Here is a 15,154-nt window from a genome sequence, read left to right as displayed (position 1 = left end):
GTGGACGCCAATGGCTCCGAGATGATGCGCTGGTGCCGGCTTAGTCGGTCGTCCACGCGTCTGATCCGCAGTTCGACGGGAAGCCGTGGCTGACCGCATTTTCGCGCGAGCACCTGGCTGAGCTGGCCGAACAGTGCAAACGGCGCCCGTTCGTAGACGCCGAGCTGGTGGCCCGTGTCACCGGCACCGCGTCGGTGGCGGGACTGGACCGCCCTTACGCGTCCGCACCTTCCTCGGCCGGCTCCTCATCGCCCGCTGTACGAGGGCCTCGGCTGTGCGGCCCGTCCAGTCGTAGGACTCCAGCTCCGAAGCGGGAACCTGCACCTGACGGGCGACGAACTCCACGGCCTCACCGGGCAGCTGTGCCCGGTTCCGGGGAAACCGGCCGTACTGCGTGTAGAACTTCAGCAGCACGGCGAAGCCCAGTCTCGTCACACCACGCTTGCCGGACACAAGCGCCTGCTCGTCCTTCAACAGCGTCCAGTGCTCGACGAGTTCGTCCAGCGGAGTACGGGCCACGATCGCCGATCGTCCTCGCAGAGCTTCACCCACCGCAGCCGTACGGCCCAGGACTCACCCACACAGGTGACGCCGTCGCAAGATCACTGCCGTTTGCGGCTGGTGACAGCATTCCTACCGGCACCCCAGGTCGCAGGAAAGTGGCAGGTCCTGTTCAGCGCCGGTGAGCGGCGTGTGGGGTGTGCAGCTGCAAGGCGGAGGAGGGCGTCGACGCGATGGGGGTCCCCCCGGTCGAGCGCAGCCGAGAGTGGGGGAGTCGGCAACCGACGACAACGCCGCTGGGGGTCCCCCCTCTGGGGGAGCGCGCCCCACACCCCGCGTCTGCGGCATGACCGGCCGGACAGGTCCTGGGGCCGACGGACCCTGGGGCCCCTCTCAATTGTCTCGATACGTCAACAGGACGGTCTGGCAAGGCATTTGGCGGGCATCCGTGTCACTACGAAGAAAGAAGGAGGTCCGTCGCCATGACGACGTCCATCAAGGCCGTGCGGCGCATGCCCCTCTGGGCCAAGGTGCTGAGTGCCGTGGTGCTGGTGTTCGCGCTGCTGCTGGCCGGGCTCCGGCTGGCGGTGCTGCCGGTGCTGGGGGACATCTTCGGTGAGGAGACGCACGACCGTTCGGGGCCCGCGCTCCTCGAATCGATCCAGGACATGAGCCGTTACGACGCGGCGTCCGGCAACTTCCAGGTCGTCGTGGACCTGGAGAAGGACACCAAGTACCTCCCCGACGCGATCAAGGGCACCCGCGTGCTCTATGTGGGTGCCGGCACGGTCGACGCCTATGTCGATCTCGGCAAGGTCGCGAAGAACGACGTGACGGTCAACGGCGACCGCACCTCCGCGACGCTCCGACTGCCGCACGCGGCGCTCGGAAAGCCCGCCCTGGACCCCGACCGCTCCTACGCGGTCTCCAAACAGCGCGGAATCTTCGACCGGATCACCGACCTCTTCTCCGACAACCCGAACGACGAACAGGCGGTCCAGAAGCTGGCGGCCCGGCACATCGGCGACGCTGCGAAGGAGAGCGAACTGACCGCACGCGCCGAGCAGAACACGACCAGCATGCTCAAGGGCCTGCTCGGCTCCCTCGGCTTCACGGAGGTGAAGGTGACGTTCGGGACCTGAGGAACAGCCGGCCCGCCCGGGTCCCGGACCGGGGCGGGCCGGCGCGGATTCCCCGGCCTGTTCGGGGGTAGCTGCCGTTGCACGGGGACCAGTTGAAGACCGGAGGACGTTGATGGCCCGATCAGCTCCGCGCACCCTCGCCGCGCTGCGCCTGCGCCCGGCGAAGGCCGAGAGCAAGCCGCCCGAGAGCCCGCCGAAGTCCGCACCCAAGTCACCGTCGAAGTCCGGGCCGAAGTCCGCACCCAGGTCAGCGACCAGGTCCGACTCCAAGTCCAAGTCCGGGTCCAAGTGGTCGTCGAAGTTCTCGTCGAAGGTCCGGAAGGCCCCGAAGCCTGCCCCGGAACCCGCCCCGAAGGCCTCCCCGCCGCCGAAGCAGGCTCGGCAGAAGCGTCGCCCGTTCGCCTTCCTGGCCCGGGTGCTGACGATTCTGATCGCCTTCGTGTTCATGGTGGCGTTCGCCGTGATCCTGGCCCGGCTGACCCTGGAGCCGTCCCCGGCGTCCGTGGCGCTGACCCACAACAACCTCCATCCGGGCCGTTCGTTGCGCGCCTACCTGGACCAGCCCGAACTGCGCGACGCCGTCCGTCAGATCGGCGGAAACATCCTCCTGGGCGCGCCCTTCGGTGTTCTGATGCCCGTGGTGGCCCCCCGGACGCGCGGAGTTCTGCGGGTGCTGTTCGTGACCGCGATCGTCATGCTCATGGTCGAGGTGGCCCAGGGCGCGCTGATCACCGGACGCGCCTTCGACATCGACGACGTCATCCTCAACACCTCGGGCGCGCTGATCGGATACCTGCTCCTCGGCCGTCGCGTCAGCCGCGCGGTGCACGCACCGAAGCGGCAGCGAGCGTAGCCGGGACACGGTCCGCCGGGTCGGCCGGGGCCGGTTACCTCGACCTCGTCCAGGTGAGCTTGTCTCCGCCGACCCAGCGGACCGTGTCCGGATCGTCGAGGTCATGGACCGTGATGCCGGCCGCGGCGGCCACCTTCAGCACATCGATGAGCGCGCGCGCCGATCCGACCACCTCACCGTCGATCTCCACGATCCGGAACGGCGGGATGCCCGGCTGCACCCCGAGCACCATGATCCGCGGACGGGAGATGTACGGGCTCGCTATTTCGGTCATACATCGAGCGTAGAGCGATTTCGGCCATCATGTACCGGCCACGCAGGGTCTCGGAACGGTCACCTCCGCCCCCCCCTCCGTGGTGCGGAGGCGACGAGCCCGGGCGACGCTGGAGACGGAGGTGACGATGGCCATGGCCATGGATCCCGTCGAGGCGCTGGACCGGATCGCCTTCCTGCTGGAGCGCTCCCTGGCCCCCACGTACCGCGTACGTGCCTTCCGCACCGCGATCGACGTGCTGGCGGAGCTGTCCCCCGAGGAGATCCGGCAGCGGGCCGGCACCGGCACGCTGGAGTCCCTGAAGGGCATCGGCCCGAAGACCGCGCAGGTGGTGCGCGAGGCGCTGGCCGGGCAGGTGCCCGTATATCTGGAGAAGCTGGAGCGCGAGCAGGGGGTGACCCCGCCGCTCCGGGACGGTGAGCGGCTGCGGGCGCTGCTGCGCGGGGACTGTCATCTGCACTCCGACTGGTCGGACGGCGGCAGCCCGGTCGAGGAGATGGGCCGCACGGCGGCCCGGCTCGGGCACGAGTGGGCCGTGCTCACCGATCACTCACCGCGGCTCACGGTGGCGCACGGCCTGTCCGCCGAGCGGTTGCGCGAGCAGCTGGCCCTGGTCGAGCGGCTCAACGCGACCTGGGCGCCCTTCCGGCTGCTCACCGGCATCGAGTGCGACATCCTCGACGACGGCTCCCTGGACCAGGATCCGGAGCTGCTGGAGCTGCTGGACGTCGTGGTGGTGTCGGTGCACTCCAAGCTGCGCATGGACGCGCCCTCGATGACCCGCCGGATGGTGGCCGCCGTACGCGATCCGCACTCGGACGTGCTCGGGCACTGCACCGGGCGGCTGCTCGTCGGGGAGGAGCCCCGGGGCGGCGGTGGCGGGCGGGGCAAGCGGGGCGGGGGCCGGGCGCGGCCCGAGTCGGAGTTCGACGCGGAGGCGGTGTTCGCCGCCTGCGCGGAGACGGGCACGGCCGTGGAGATCAACAGCCGTCCCGAGCGGCTCGACCCACCGCGCCGGCTGCTGCGCCGGGCCGTGGCGGCGGGCGTGCTGTTCGCGGTCGACACCGACGCGCACGCCCCGGGCCAGCTGGACTGGCAGATCCACGGCTGCGCCCGGGCGGAGGAGTGCGGCGTACCGGCCGAGCGGGTGGTCACGACCTGGCCGGTGGACGACCTGTTGGCCTGGGCACGGGAGCGCAAGCTGCCGCCGGGCCTCGGGGAGGGCGGCAGCGCGGCTTGACCTCCAGCGCGCCGCAGTCCTTGCCGAGTCGCCCACTCGTCAGGATGAGTCTGTACCCGGTTCCGCGGGGCCGTACAGCGCGGCGGGGGCGCCGGTTGTCAGGGCCCAGTACCGGTCGCCGTACGACCAGTGCCACCACTCCGTGGGGTAGTTGACCAGTCCCGCTCCGCGCAGTGCCTTGCCCAGGATCTCCCGGTGGGCGCGGGCCTCGGCGCCGATGCCGTCGGCGAGTGTGTAGCAGGCGCCCGCGCTGTCCTCGGGGCTGGCGTTCATGGCGGTGCCCAGGTCGAGTTCGCGGCCGTCGGCGTCGACCAGGGTCAGGTCGACGGCGGCGCCCGCGCTGTGCGGGGCGATCTCGGGCGGGGAGACGTAGCGGCTCGCGGCGGAGCGGAGCCGGTCGGCGGGCCAGTCCGGGTGCTGGGCCCGCAGTTCGGCGGAGTACTCCTCGAAGTACCGGCGTTGCAGGGCAGGCGGCCGGTAGCCCTCGACGAACAGCAGCCGTATGCCGTCGGGAAGCTTCTCCTGCGCGTCGAGCAGCCGGTCGAGGACGCCCTGCCGCAGCTTGAACTGGGCGCCGGCGGACTCGTGTTGCTGTCGGTCGTCGGTGAGCAGGGCGCCTCGCACCTCCACCAGCCGCTCACCGCACTCCTCGACGGGGACAGCGGCGACCTTCGCGTCGGACATCAGGATGATCTCGCTCATGACCCGATCATCTCCCGCCGCACGGGTCAGAGATCGGCCAGCGCGGCCGTCAGCGCGGGTCCCACCACTTCCCGCGTCCACCGCACGCGCTCCTCCCCCACCGCCCGCGGCACCGTCTCGGTCAGCATGATCAGGTAGAGGTAGGCGCGGTACAGGGCGAGTCGTCGGCAGGTCGCGCTGTCGAACTCGACCTGTCCTCCCGCCTCCTGATATCCCGTCAGGAACTCCGCGTCGTCCCTGATGTCCCCCAGCAGCGCCAGCGACACGAAGTCGGCCACCGGGTCGCCCCAGAACATGCGCTCACCGTCGATGAGGCCGCCGACTCGGGGAGCACCCGCCGAACGGTCCACCAGGATGTTCCCGTCCCACAGGTCGAAGTGGACCAACTGGGGCACAGTGACCGCGTCCAGGGCGTCGTACGCGGCCCGGAGGGTACGGGCCACCTCGTCCACCGGGACGGGCAGCCACGCGTCGTAGCGCACGGCGTCGTCGAGCACGGCGTCGAGCATCGCGGTGAACGCCGTACGCCAGTCGGGGGCGAGGGGGCCGAGGGCACCGGAGGGGTAGCCGAAGGCGGACCCGGTGACCTGGTGCAGCCGGGCCACCAGGCCGCCGAGCTCGGCTCGCAGGAGCGCCCGCTCGGCGCCGGTGGTGGAGTCGTCCCAGGGAGCGCCCGGGCAGGCGGTCATCAGCAGGTGACCGTCCCCGACGGCCACGACGCTCGGCGCCGGAACGCCGACCGTGCCGGCGGCTCGGTAGAACTCCGCCTCGGAGACCAGCAGTCGGGACTCGTGGCGCAGCCCCGGCACCGTTTCGGGCGGTGGGATCTTGAGGACGTATCTGCTGCCGTCGACCAGACGGAGGTCCTCGACGGTGTTGTACGTTCCGCCGGTGAGCGGACTGCGGTCCACGAGGCCGTCCGGGGGCAGCCCCGCCGACACCAGGACCTGTCTGGCCCGCTCCCACGAATCGGTCACCGTCCGCGCCTCCCCTGTCCCGTCCGGCGCGCCCGCGCCCTGCGTACGCCCCCACAACAGGGTACGGAACGTGTGCGGGGACGCTCCCGCGGCTACACGGAGACGACGCGGTGGGCGGTCCCCGCGCCCTCGGGGGCGCCGAACCGGGCGAGGCAGTGCCACACCTTCTTCAGGTCCTGCGGTTCGTGCCGGCCGGTGCGGGCCGCGTCACCGATGATCCGCGGGTCGAGGTGCCCGTCGTCGGCGATCCGGGCTCCCAACTCGACGTACTCGGGCCCCCGGTAGTCGGCGTGACGGCGCAACTCGCCTACGGAGAGCCGGTATCCCGGATGCCATTCGAGCGGTACGGGCAGGGCACGCGCCGCCTGTTCCACCGGGGTACCGCGATAACTCGCGTCGAGGACCAACGCCTCGGCGTCCCGGGCGAGTTCGACGGGGCCGTGCACCTGGGCCTCGATGTAGTCGTCGAGCGCGTCCCGCGCGTCCGCCTCCGCGAGGGCGACGAGGGACATGCCGGCGGCGACCCCGAAGTGGACGGGTTCGGCCGCGCTGTCCGGGTAGCAGAAGGTGGCCCGCGCGAGGGCGGCGCCGGTCAGCCGGAAGTGCGAGGAGCCGAACCTCGGGGCGGCGCCCACGACTTGGCGGCGGAAGTTCAACGCCCCGTACACGGGGCGCTGATGGGCGGGCGCGCCGTCGTACGCCTCGGCGAACATGCGGCTCTCCCAGCGCCAGCGGTCGCCGCCGGGGCGGGCGGTGAGCCCGCCGTTGCTGGTGCCCGTGACGAACTGCGAGCGGTAGAAACCGTCCTGTGCCAGCGCCCTCAACAGGTGCAGGTCGCGAAACGTCCGGTCGGGGTGGAAGTTCAGGGTCACCCGCAGGTCCGAGGGCAGGGCCGGGCCGGCGGAGAGGGCCGCGACATGACGGATCGCCTTCGTGTGCGCGGAATCGGGGTCGTGCACCATGCGTACCAGGAGATCATCCGGCGGCCCGGGAGATCCACAATTTTTGGGTCAACGAGGAAACGTCCCTGATCACGTGAGGAATACCTCCTTCCGCATCACGCGCGCCCGCGGGCTTCGGTGAGTACGCTCGGTCCGCTTATGGGAAGGGAGGCGTGCACGAATGCGAGTGGTACCTGATGAGTGGACGGCATCCGTCGTCCGGTTGGTGCGGAAGCGCCACGAGCCCGTGGTCGTCCAGTCCCTGCGGTCGACGGCCGCCGCGACGATCGCGTACGTCGTCGCGCTCCGGTTCAGTCCCGAGGCGGCGCCGCTCACCGCCCCGCTGACCGCGCTCCTGGTCGTCCAGGTGACCCTCTACGCCACGCTCACCACCGGTATCCGCCGGGTGAACTCCGTGGTCACCGGGGTCGTCATCGCGATCGGCTTCAGTGTGCTGGTGGGCCTGACGTGGTGGAGCCTGGGACTGATCATCCTGGCCTCGCTGGCGGTCGGGCATCTGGTGCGGGTCAGTGAGTTCGTGCCCGAGGTGGCGATCAGCGCGATGCTGGTGCTCGGTGTCACCCGGGTCGGGGACACGGCCTGGGCGCGGGTGCTGGAGACCGTGATCGGCGCTGTCGTCGGGCTCGCCTTCAACCTGCTGTTCGCTCCCCCGGTGTGGGTGGACGCGGCCGGTGAGTCCATCGAGGGTCTGGCGCGCCGGGTACGGCAGTTGATGCTGCGCATGGGCGAGGAGGCCGCCGGGCGCACCCCGGTGGACCACGCGACCGCCCGGCTGCACGAGGCCCGCCGGCTCGACCACGACATCGTCGAGGTGGACGCGGCACTGAAGCAGGCCGAGGACAGCCTGCGGCTCAACCCCCGCGTCCGGGAGGGCCTGCTGCACCGGGTGGTGCTGCGCACCGGTCTGGACACCCTGGAGATCTGCACGGTCGTCCTGCGTGTCCTCGCCCGTAGCCTCACCGACCTGGCCAAGGAACGGGAACCCGACCCCCTGTTCGCCCCGGAGACGGGCGCCGCGCTGGAGCGGCTGCTGGCCGAGATCGCCGACGCGGTGGTCAGTTTCGCGGTCCTCGTCACCACCGACGTCAGTGTCAGCGCCGAGTCGGCGGAGAGCCGGCTCGACACCGAACTCCGGGCCGCGACAGCCACCCGCGACAAGCTGGCCCAGCTGCTTCTGGCGGAGATCCAGCAGAATGCCCAGATCGCCGCCCAGTGGCAGCTGCACGGTGCCGTCCTGACCGAGGTCAACCGCATCCTCGACGAGCTGGACACCGAGCACCGCTCCCGGCGGCTGCTGGAGGAGCTGGACCGCTGCACGCGTGAGGAGCGGGAGCGGATGCCGTGGGTGCCCCGGCTGCGGAAGTACGTGCGGGTGCCGGGCCGGAACCGTGAGGCGGTGTCACGTCGTTCTATGTGACGAAGTCACAGAGAACATGAACAGGACGACTGATGTTGGGGGGCTGCGCATGGGTGACTCCGAGGTGCGGATCGAGGGGAACACGCTGCGGCTGCCGGGCGGTGCGGCCGTCCGGTTCATCCGTACTCTCCGGCTGCCGGAGACCGGCACGCACCCGCTGCCGCCGGGGCTCGGCGAGTTCCCGGTCCGCCGGGTCGCCGACTACGCCGACACGGTGCCGGAGGCCTGGCGGGCGCGCGGTGGGGTGATGCTGCCGGTGTATCTGCGCGAGGCGATGTGGCTGAGCTTCGGGGGCACGACACTGCCCACCGCGTTGCAGGTGGGCGTGGGCAAGGTGTGCGCGGTGTCGGGCGAGCCGTGGAGCGACCGGCTGTCCAGGAAGCCGCAGAACTACGTGGTGCTGCCGCGTCAGCCGTGGCTGGACGGGATCAACTCCGGCAAGGGCACGGTCCGGCAGTTCGTGGCGGTGCCGCTCGGGCTGGGTGCGACCGTCGAGGGCCAGGTCACGGGCGAGGAGGTGTGGGGCGGCGTACAGCTCCAGTCGTTCGCGCTGACCGACGCGGAACTGGCGAAGTGGCGCGACGAGGAGCGGCTCAGGGCCGAGCGGACTCGGGCGGCGGTCGCGTCGACCGGGGGGTACGGCGGGGCCGTACCCATGGCGCCGATGGCGATGTCCGCCCCGGCGGCACCCGGTGGCGCGGCGGGGCCGCGGCGGTCGGGGGCGGCGATGGGGCTGGGTGTCGGTGGATCGATGCGCCAGGAGGTCTACCGGGACGACCGGCCGCTCACCGCATGGTCGAAGCGGCCCGCGGGGCGCGTGTTCGTGCATCTGGTGACCCCGCCCGAGTGGCGCCGCATCACCGGTGAGGCCCCGCCCCCGTCGCCCGTGGACCGCGCGGCGTACACCCGGGCCGGCCTGCCCTGGTTCGACTACTTCGACCAGGACGCCGAGGATCTCGCCCCCACGGACCCCCTGGCCGCCGTACAGCCGGTCGGCGACTGGCTCGGCGACGACCACGAGCCCTGGCAGGCGCCCTCGCCCGGGCAGGTGAAGCCGCTGACGGGGAAGCCGGTGGAGGACGGGGACTGGTAAGCCGTTCCGGCATTGCAGCATGTGCAACGTACGTTGCTTCTCTTGCGCGCGACGGGCGATCCGCGTCAGAGTTGCCGGGTGACGGCTGAGGCGACCGAGACCCGGGGTGCAGGTATGAGCGGTGGTACGGAACCGGCGCGGGGCGAGCGCCCCGGCTGGAGCAGGCGCCGGTTCGTGGGTGCGGCGGCGGGCACGGCCGCTACGGCGTCCGTCCCGGCGCGAGCGATGACGGCCGCCCCGGTGGATCCCGCCGCCGCGCCGCAAGCACCCGCGCCGACGCCGACACCTGAGCCCGCGCCCTCCACGCCGACCGTTCCCCGCCCGCTCCTCCTCGGCACGTACACCTCAGTCGAGGGCGGGGGCACCGGCGTCGGTCTCGCGACCTACGATCCGGTCTCGGGCCGGGTCACCGGCGCGGGAACCGTCACGGGTGTGGCGGACCCGTCCTACCTCGCCGCCCACCCGGACGGCCGCACCCTGTACGCGGTGAACGAGCGTCAGGACGGCGGCGTGACCGCGATCCGGCGCGACGGCGAGGGCGGCGGCCCCCAGGTGCTCGGCACACGCGGGACCGGCGGGGCGGGACCCTGCCATCTGTCGGTTCATCCGAGCGGGCGCTGGCTGCTCAGCGCCAACTACGGCTCCGGCAGCGTGGCGGTGCACCCCGTCGACGCCTCGGGCGCGATCGGTGAGCGCACCGACCTGGTCACGCACTCCAGTCCGACCCCGGGCCCGGGTCAACAGGGCCCGCACGCCCACCAGTTCGTCACCAGCCCGGACGGCGGCCATGTGCTCGCGGTCGATCTGGGCACGGACACGGTCTACACCTACCGCCTGGACCTCGGACGCGGCACGCTCACCGAGGTCTCGCGCGCCCGGACCCGCCCGGGCGCCGGCCCCCGCCATCTCACCTTCCACCCCGGCGGCCGGTACGCGTATCTCGCCAACGAGGTGGACAACACGGTCGCCGTCTGTGTCTACTCCCCCGCCACCGGGCGCCTGGACATCGGGGAGGCCCAGCCCACGGGGACGGGAGCGGGCACGAGTTACCCGGCCCAGTTCGTGGTGACCCCGGACGGCCGGTACGCGTATCTGGCGAACCGTGGGCACAACAGCCTGACGCGGTACGCCGTGGAGGCGGGCGGTGCCCGCCTCCGGCTGCTCGACACGGTGCCGGTCGGGGGCGACTTCCCGCGCCACATCGCCCTCGCGCCGGGCGGGAACCTGCTGTTCGCGGCGAACCAGCGGTCGGGTACGGTCAGCGTCTTCCACGTCGACCGGGCGAGCGGTGAACTGCGGCTCGCGGGCGAGCCGTTCGCGTCACCCGTCGTCGTCTGCGCGCTGCCGCTGTAGTGCGCGGGGGCGGGTGGCGGCACTGGCCCGGGTGAGCAGGACGTGCATGCGCTCGGTGAGCTGGGACACCGAGTCGGCGGGCCGGTGGAACGTCAGCCGTACGTCACCGTGGGTGCGGATCCGCTCGATGCGCAGGGTGAGTCCGTGCCGGTCGACGGCGAGCGGCCGGACGTTGACGGCGCCGTGCAGGCTGTCCGGCTCTACCAGGCGGGTGAGTCGCTCGACGGCGTCACCGTGGCAGTCGGCGAGATGGGTCAGCAGTTCGGCCTCGGCGGTGGCCAGCGGGTCGGGCGCGGCGGCGGCGAACTCGGCGAGGTCGACGACGGCGGCACCGGACGTCTGGCGCAGGACCACGCGCGTCGGGCGGAACGCGAGCTGCTCGTCCTCGGCGGTGAACCAGCCGGCCATCCACAGCCGGGCGCGGATCCGGTTGCGTACGGGGACGGGCGAGACGTCGGCGAACTCCAGTACGGCCGACGGCTCACCGCGCGGTGCGCAGACGGCGGCGGCGAGCAGCGCGCTGTCGGCCGGCACGTCCAGGACCACCCGGCCGTCCTCGCCGACGGTGTGCGCGCCGACGAACTCCTCGCGCCCGCCGTCAGCAGTCACCGCGCACGACCACGCGGCGGCAAGCACCGAGCGCGCGCGTTCCGCCGCGGCGGGCGCGGCCGCCCAGGTCTGACTGTCACCCATCCCGAATCTCCTTAGGTAAGCCTTGCCTAACCTATCGAAAATCCGGGTGCACGCCAACCACTTCCCACGATCCCGTGCGATTCCCGGGCCTGAGGCCGCCCGGACTCAGGGCGCCAGGATGCCGAGCAACGACCGCGCGCACAGGTCCCGCACCTGCTGCCGGGTCAGATCCGAACCACGCAGCCACTCCAGGCACACGGCGGTGGTGAACGCCAGCCAGCCGCGGACGGCGAGGCGCAGTTCGGGCCGCTCCGCGGCCGGCCGCCCGAACTCCGGGTCGGCCGCGAGCGCGGCGAGGATCTGCCGCTCCTGTGCGGCCAGCGCCCGCTGATAGACCTTCCGTACGGCCTGGTCGCCGGACGCGTCGGCACGATGGAAGGCGCGATAGCCGTGCGCGTGCTCTTCGACATAGGCGAGGAAGGCGTCGAGGTTCGCGTCCAGCTGCTCACGCGCGGGAACACCCGGCACGGCCGCCGTCATTCGCAGCATGCGCTCGCTCTCGCGCTCCACGACCGCCGCGAAGAAGTTCCGCTTGGTCGGGAAGTAGTGGTAGAGCAGCCCGCGCGAGACCCCGGCGATCTCGGCGACCTGCTCGATCCACACCTCGTCGTACGGACTCTCCGAGAACAGCCTCGCGCCGACCGCCAGAAGCTGCTCCCGGCGCTCGCCGGTACTCAACCGCCGACGTGTACGCTCCCCGCCCCTCGCAGCCATGGCCGCACTTTACTTGACGTCGGTTCAACAGCGGGATCAGACTGACCCCGCTATTGAATCCACGTACAACAGGATCAACACGCGCCTGTATCAAGGGAGATGGCGTCATGACCGAGACGGCGACCAGGACAGCCGCGTCCAGGGGATTTCGCAGTGCCGAGCTGGGCTGGCCGGAGCTGCACCGGATTCCCCGTCCGCCGCACCGGATTCCGCTGCTCGGCGACCTGGTCGGTGTCAGTCCCCGTACGCCTCTCCAGGACTCGATGCGTGTCGGGCGGCAGCTCGGGCCGATCTTCCGGCGCAGGGCGTTCGGCAAGGAGATCGTGTTCGTGTGGGGCGCGGATCTCACCGCCGATCTCGCGGACGAGACCCGTTTCGCCAAACACGTGGGCCTCGGGGTGGCCAACCTCCGCCCGGTCGCCGGGGACGGCCTGTTCACCGCGTACAACGACGAGCCCAACTGGCAGCTGGCACACGACGTTCTCGCCCCCGGTTTCAGTCGCGAGGCGATGGCCGGCTACCACCCGATGATGCTGGCGGTGGCCGGGCAGCTCACGGATCACTGGGACCGCGAACTGGCCGCGGGCCGTGCGGTGGACGTGCCCGGGGACATGACGAAGCTGACCCTGGAGACCATCGCGCGCACCGGCTTCGGGCACGACTTCGGCTCCTTCGAACGGGCCCGCCCGCACCCGTTCGTGACGGCGATGGTGGGCGCCCTGAACCACGCGCAGTATCTGAACATCGTCCCCGCGCCGCTCGCCCCGCTGCTGCTGCGCCGGGCAACACGGCGCAATGAGGCGGCCGTCGCGTATCTGAACCGCACCGTCGACGAGCTCGTACGGGCCCGCCGGGAGTCGGACGGCGGGGGCGGCACCGCCGGTGACCTGCTCGATCGCATGCTCGACACCACCCACCCGGAGACCGGTGAACGCCTCGCGCCGCAGAACGTGCGCCGACAGGTCCTCACCTTCCTCATCGCCGGCCACGAGACGACGTCCGGCGCGCTCTCCTTCGCCCTGCACTACCTCTCCCGGCACCCGGAGATCGCCGACCGCGCCCGCGCCGAGGTGGACCGCGTCTGGGGCGGGGCGGAGGTCCCCGGCTACGACCAGATCGCCAAGCTGCGGTATGTGCGCCGGGTGCTCGACGAGTCGCTGCGGCTGTGGCCGACGGCGCCCGGTTTCGCCCGCGAGGCCCGTCACGACACGGTGCTCGGCGGTGAGCATCCGATGCGCGAGGGTGCCTGGACGCTGGTCCTGGCACCACTGCTGCACCGCGACCCGACGGTCTGGGGCACCGACGCGAACCGTTTCGACCCGGACCGTTTCGACGCGGCGGCCGTGCGCGCCCGCCCCGCCCACGCGTTCAAGCCCTGGGGCACCGGAGCCCGGGCGTGCATCGGCCGCCAGTTCGCCCTGCACGAGGCGACCCTGGTCCTCGGTCTGCTGTTGCGCCGCTACGACCTGAAGCCCGACCCGGACTACCGGCTGCGGGTGGCGGAACGCCTGACGGTGATGCCGGAGGGGCTCCGGCTGCGCCTCGAACGCCGGTCCCCGGGCAAGGAGTTGGCGGCTGCCTGACCCGGCACCTCACAGATGAATTTTCCTGCGTGTCGGGGTCTCCACATACAGAGGTAAACAACCTCCGGTACTACTGGGGCAGACCCCCTGAGACGCGGGAGAGACCATGTGCACACATCAGCCTTCGTGCCCGCCCGTCGACAGTACGGACCACGATGCCGCGGTCATCGTCAAGGCCCACCCCGAGCAGGGCTGGAACCTGCTCTGCAACGGCACCATCGTCTTCGACGACACGGGTGAACTCCTGCCCGACGGACGGGTGGTGGGCCCGCAGCGCGGCGGCGGCGCGCTGTCCGCCGCCGCCTGAGCAACCGGGTGTCGTCACACCTCGTCGCGGGTCAGGGCCAGCAGGCGGTCGAGCACCCGGGGGCCGCCCGCCCGCACCCCGTCGTGCTCGAACTCGTCCGTGACCCAGGTGCGCAGGCCCCGCACGGCGCGGGCCGTCCGCAGGGAGTGGGCGGTGTCGACGTACATGTCGTCGTGGTAGACGGCGGCCGCGACCGGCACCTCGTTGACGGCGAGCCGGCTCGGGTCGTACAGGGGTAGCCAGCCCCGCTCCTCGGCCAGATCTGCCGCGGTCTCCCGCAGCGGGCGCAGCGCGGGGTCGTTGTCGAACATCCAGGGGTGCACGGACTCGCCCGTGAACAGCAGCGGGCTGTCGCCGGTCAGCGTCTTGGCGGCGTCGAACTGCGGGAACTCACCGCGCACCCGCTCCGCCGCCCAGTCCGTGGGGCTCGCGTCCTGGCCGTAGATCGCCTCGTGGAGAAGCGCGTACAGCGGGTGCCCCGCGTACGACAGCAGCCCCTGGACCTCCTCCTGGAAGGAGTCGGACAGGGCGGGGCCCTGCGGGGTGCGGACGAAGGCGTCCTCCAGCAGGAAGTGCAGCCGGTGGCTGCCGTCGCCGCGTCCGAGCACGATGCCCAGCGACTGGAACGCCTCGACGGTGAACCGGTAGCCGTTCGGCAGGACGACGTCGTGCTGGAGAAGGTGCTCGGCGATCCGGCGGGCCCGCTCGACGTCCTGCGGGTAGCGCTCGTAGTGCGCGGCGACCTTGCGCTCGATGCGCGGGTAGGCGGCCCGGTAGACGTCGTCGGCACTCGCGTCGAGGGAGGGCAGTCCGCCGGTGATCAGGACGGTGCTCAGGCCCTCGGGCGCTTCGGACAGATAGGCGACCGCGCAGAAGCCTCCGAAGCTCTGGCCGAGGACGGCCCAGGGCGCGCCGCCGGTGACCTTGCTCCGGATGGCCTCGCAGTCGCGGACGATCGAGTCGGCACGGAAGTGGGCCAGATAGTCGGCCTGTTCGACGGGGCCGCCGCGCAACGGGAGGGTCTGGCGGTTGGCGGGCGTGGAGGCGCCGGTACCGCGCTGGTCCAGGAGCAGCACCCGGTATTCCCGCAGGGCCCGCTCCAGCCAGGCCTCACGGCCGATGAAACGGTTCGCCCCGAAGCCGGGGCCGCCCTGCAGATAGACCAGCCAGGGCAGTTCGGCGTCCGCCTTGTCGCTCGCGACGACCTCGCGGGCGTACAGCCCGATGGTCTCGCCTCCGGGGTCGTCGTGGTTCAGGGGGACGGTGAAACGGCGGTCGGTGAGGACGACACCGGGCTGTCGGTAGCTGGCGGACAACAGGGCTCCTTGAACGTACGAATTCCA

16 protein-coding genes are annotated in these 15,154 nt (G+C 71.6%); 8 read left to right on the top strand and 8 right to left on the bottom strand.

The features are described 5' to 3' along the window. Positions 1-177: 177 nt before the first annotated feature. Positions 178-519 (bottom strand): DUF4158 domain-containing protein, encoded by a 342-nt coding sequence (locus OG241_RS47470; RefSeq protein WP_405825068.1) that lies wholly within the window; start codon positions 517-519, stop codon positions 178-180. A gap of 464 nt (positions 520-983) precedes the next feature. On the opposite strand from OG241_RS47470, the gene OG241_RS47465 reads away from it, so the two are divergent. After that, positions 984-1,643, top strand: coding sequence for a DUF4230 domain-containing protein (locus OG241_RS47465; protein ID WP_405825066.1), 660 nt, complete (start codon positions 984-986; stop codon positions 1,641-1,643). 112 nt (positions 1,644-1,755) lie between these two features. Continuing rightward, the gene (locus OG241_RS47460) at positions 1,756-2,496 is read left to right on the top strand and encodes a VanZ family protein (RefSeq protein ID WP_405825064.1); all 741 of its coding nucleotides are present in this window, start codon (positions 1,756-1,758) and stop codon (positions 2,494-2,496) included. A gap of 34 nt (positions 2,497-2,530) precedes the next feature. Here the strand turns inward: OG241_RS47460 and OG241_RS47455 are convergent, their stop codons facing one another. After that, positions 2,531-2,770: a hypothetical protein gene (locus tag OG241_RS47455; protein WP_405825062.1), complete on the bottom strand. Its 240-nt coding sequence runs from the start codon at positions 2,768-2,770 to the stop codon at positions 2,531-2,533. Positions 2,771-2,909: 139 nt separating this feature from the next. On the opposite strand from OG241_RS47455, the gene OG241_RS47450 reads away from it, so the two are divergent. After that, positions 2,910-4,010: a PHP domain-containing protein gene (locus OG241_RS47450; protein ID WP_405826824.1), complete on the top strand. Its 1,101-nt coding sequence runs from the start codon at positions 2,910-2,912 to the stop codon at positions 4,008-4,010. A gap of 39 nt (positions 4,011-4,049) precedes the next feature. On the opposite strand, the gene OG241_RS47445 is transcribed toward OG241_RS47450, so the two are convergent. The 3 genes from OG241_RS47445 to OG241_RS47435 all read right to left on the bottom strand — a co-directional run bounded on the left by OG241_RS47445 (position 4,050) and on the right by OG241_RS47435 (position 6,651). Beyond that, positions 4,050-4,712 (bottom strand): M15 family metallopeptidase, encoded by a 663-nt coding sequence (locus tag OG241_RS47445; RefSeq protein ID WP_405825061.1) that lies wholly within the window; start codon positions 4,710-4,712, stop codon positions 4,050-4,052. A gap of 26 nt (positions 4,713-4,738) precedes the next feature. Further along, positions 4,739-5,689 carry a phosphotransferase family protein gene (locus OG241_RS47440; protein WP_405825059.1) on the bottom strand — a complete coding sequence of 317 codons (951 nt, stop codon included), beginning with the start codon at positions 5,687-5,689 and terminating at the stop codon, positions 4,739-4,741. A gap of 92 nt (positions 5,690-5,781) precedes the next feature. Further along, positions 5,782-6,651 carry a DUF3626 domain-containing protein gene (locus OG241_RS47435; RefSeq protein ID WP_405825057.1) on the bottom strand — a complete coding sequence of 290 codons (870 nt, stop codon included), beginning with the start codon at positions 6,649-6,651 and terminating at the stop codon, positions 5,782-5,784. A gap of 160 nt (positions 6,652-6,811) precedes the next feature. Between OG241_RS47435 and OG241_RS47430 the strand changes: the two genes are divergently transcribed. The 3 genes from OG241_RS47430 (at position 6,812) to OG241_RS47420 (ending at position 10,514) form a co-directional block, all read left to right on the top strand. Continuing rightward, positions 6,812-8,068, top strand: a complete 1,257-nt coding sequence (locus OG241_RS47430; RefSeq protein ID WP_405825055.1) for an FUSC family protein — start codon at positions 6,812-6,814, stop codon at positions 8,066-8,068. Positions 8,069-8,117: 49 nt separating this feature from the next. Then, the gene (locus tag OG241_RS47425; protein ID WP_405825054.1) at positions 8,118-9,161 is read left to right on the top strand and encodes a hypothetical protein; all 1,044 of its coding nucleotides are present in this window, start codon (positions 8,118-8,120) and stop codon (positions 9,159-9,161) included. 114 nt (positions 9,162-9,275) lie between these two features. After that, positions 9,276-10,514: a lactonase family protein gene (locus OG241_RS47420; protein WP_405825052.1), complete on the top strand. Its 1,239-nt coding sequence runs from the start codon at positions 9,276-9,278 to the stop codon at positions 10,512-10,514. Here OG241_RS47420 and OG241_RS47415 read toward each other — a convergent pair. Further along, complete coding sequence (locus OG241_RS47415) at positions 10,482-11,207, bottom strand: DUF2470 domain-containing protein (protein ID WP_405825051.1); 726 nt, start codon at positions 11,205-11,207, stop codon at positions 10,482-10,484. The two genes, OG241_RS47420 and OG241_RS47415, sit on opposite strands and share 33 nt — an antisense overlap. Positions 11,208-11,312: 105 nt before the next feature. Then, positions 11,313-11,921 carry a TetR/AcrR family transcriptional regulator gene (locus tag OG241_RS47410; RefSeq protein ID WP_405825049.1) on the bottom strand — a complete coding sequence of 203 codons (609 nt, stop codon included), beginning with the start codon at positions 11,919-11,921 and terminating at the stop codon, positions 11,313-11,315. Positions 11,922-12,028: 107 nt separating this feature from the next. Between OG241_RS47410 and OG241_RS47405 the strand changes: the two genes are divergently transcribed. Both OG241_RS47405 and OG241_RS47400 read left to right on the top strand, forming a co-directional pair. Then, on the top strand, positions 12,029-13,504 hold the full coding sequence (locus OG241_RS47405) for a cytochrome P450 (protein WP_405825047.1): 1,476 nt from the start codon (positions 12,029-12,031) through the stop codon (positions 13,502-13,504). A gap of 106 nt (positions 13,505-13,610) precedes the next feature. After that, positions 13,611-13,811: a DUF5999 family protein gene (locus OG241_RS47400; RefSeq protein WP_405825045.1), complete on the top strand. Its 201-nt coding sequence runs from the start codon at positions 13,611-13,613 to the stop codon at positions 13,809-13,811. A 14-nt stretch (positions 13,812-13,825) separates the two neighbouring features. On the opposite strand, the gene OG241_RS47395 is transcribed toward OG241_RS47400, so the two are convergent. Then, positions 13,826-15,127 carry an alpha/beta fold hydrolase gene (locus OG241_RS47395; protein ID WP_405825043.1) on the bottom strand — a complete coding sequence of 434 codons (1,302 nt, stop codon included), beginning with the start codon at positions 15,125-15,127 and terminating at the stop codon, positions 13,826-13,828. Between the last annotated feature and the right edge of the window lie 27 nt (positions 15,128-15,154).

Source organism: Streptomyces sp. NBC_01390, assembly GCF_045040105.1.
In the GTDB taxonomy this organism is placed as follows: Bacteria; Actinomycetota; Actinomycetes; order Streptomycetales; family Streptomycetaceae; genus Streptomyces.
Note: the sequence above shows the minus strand (reverse complement) of the source record. Positions and strands in the feature narration are given on the sequence as shown.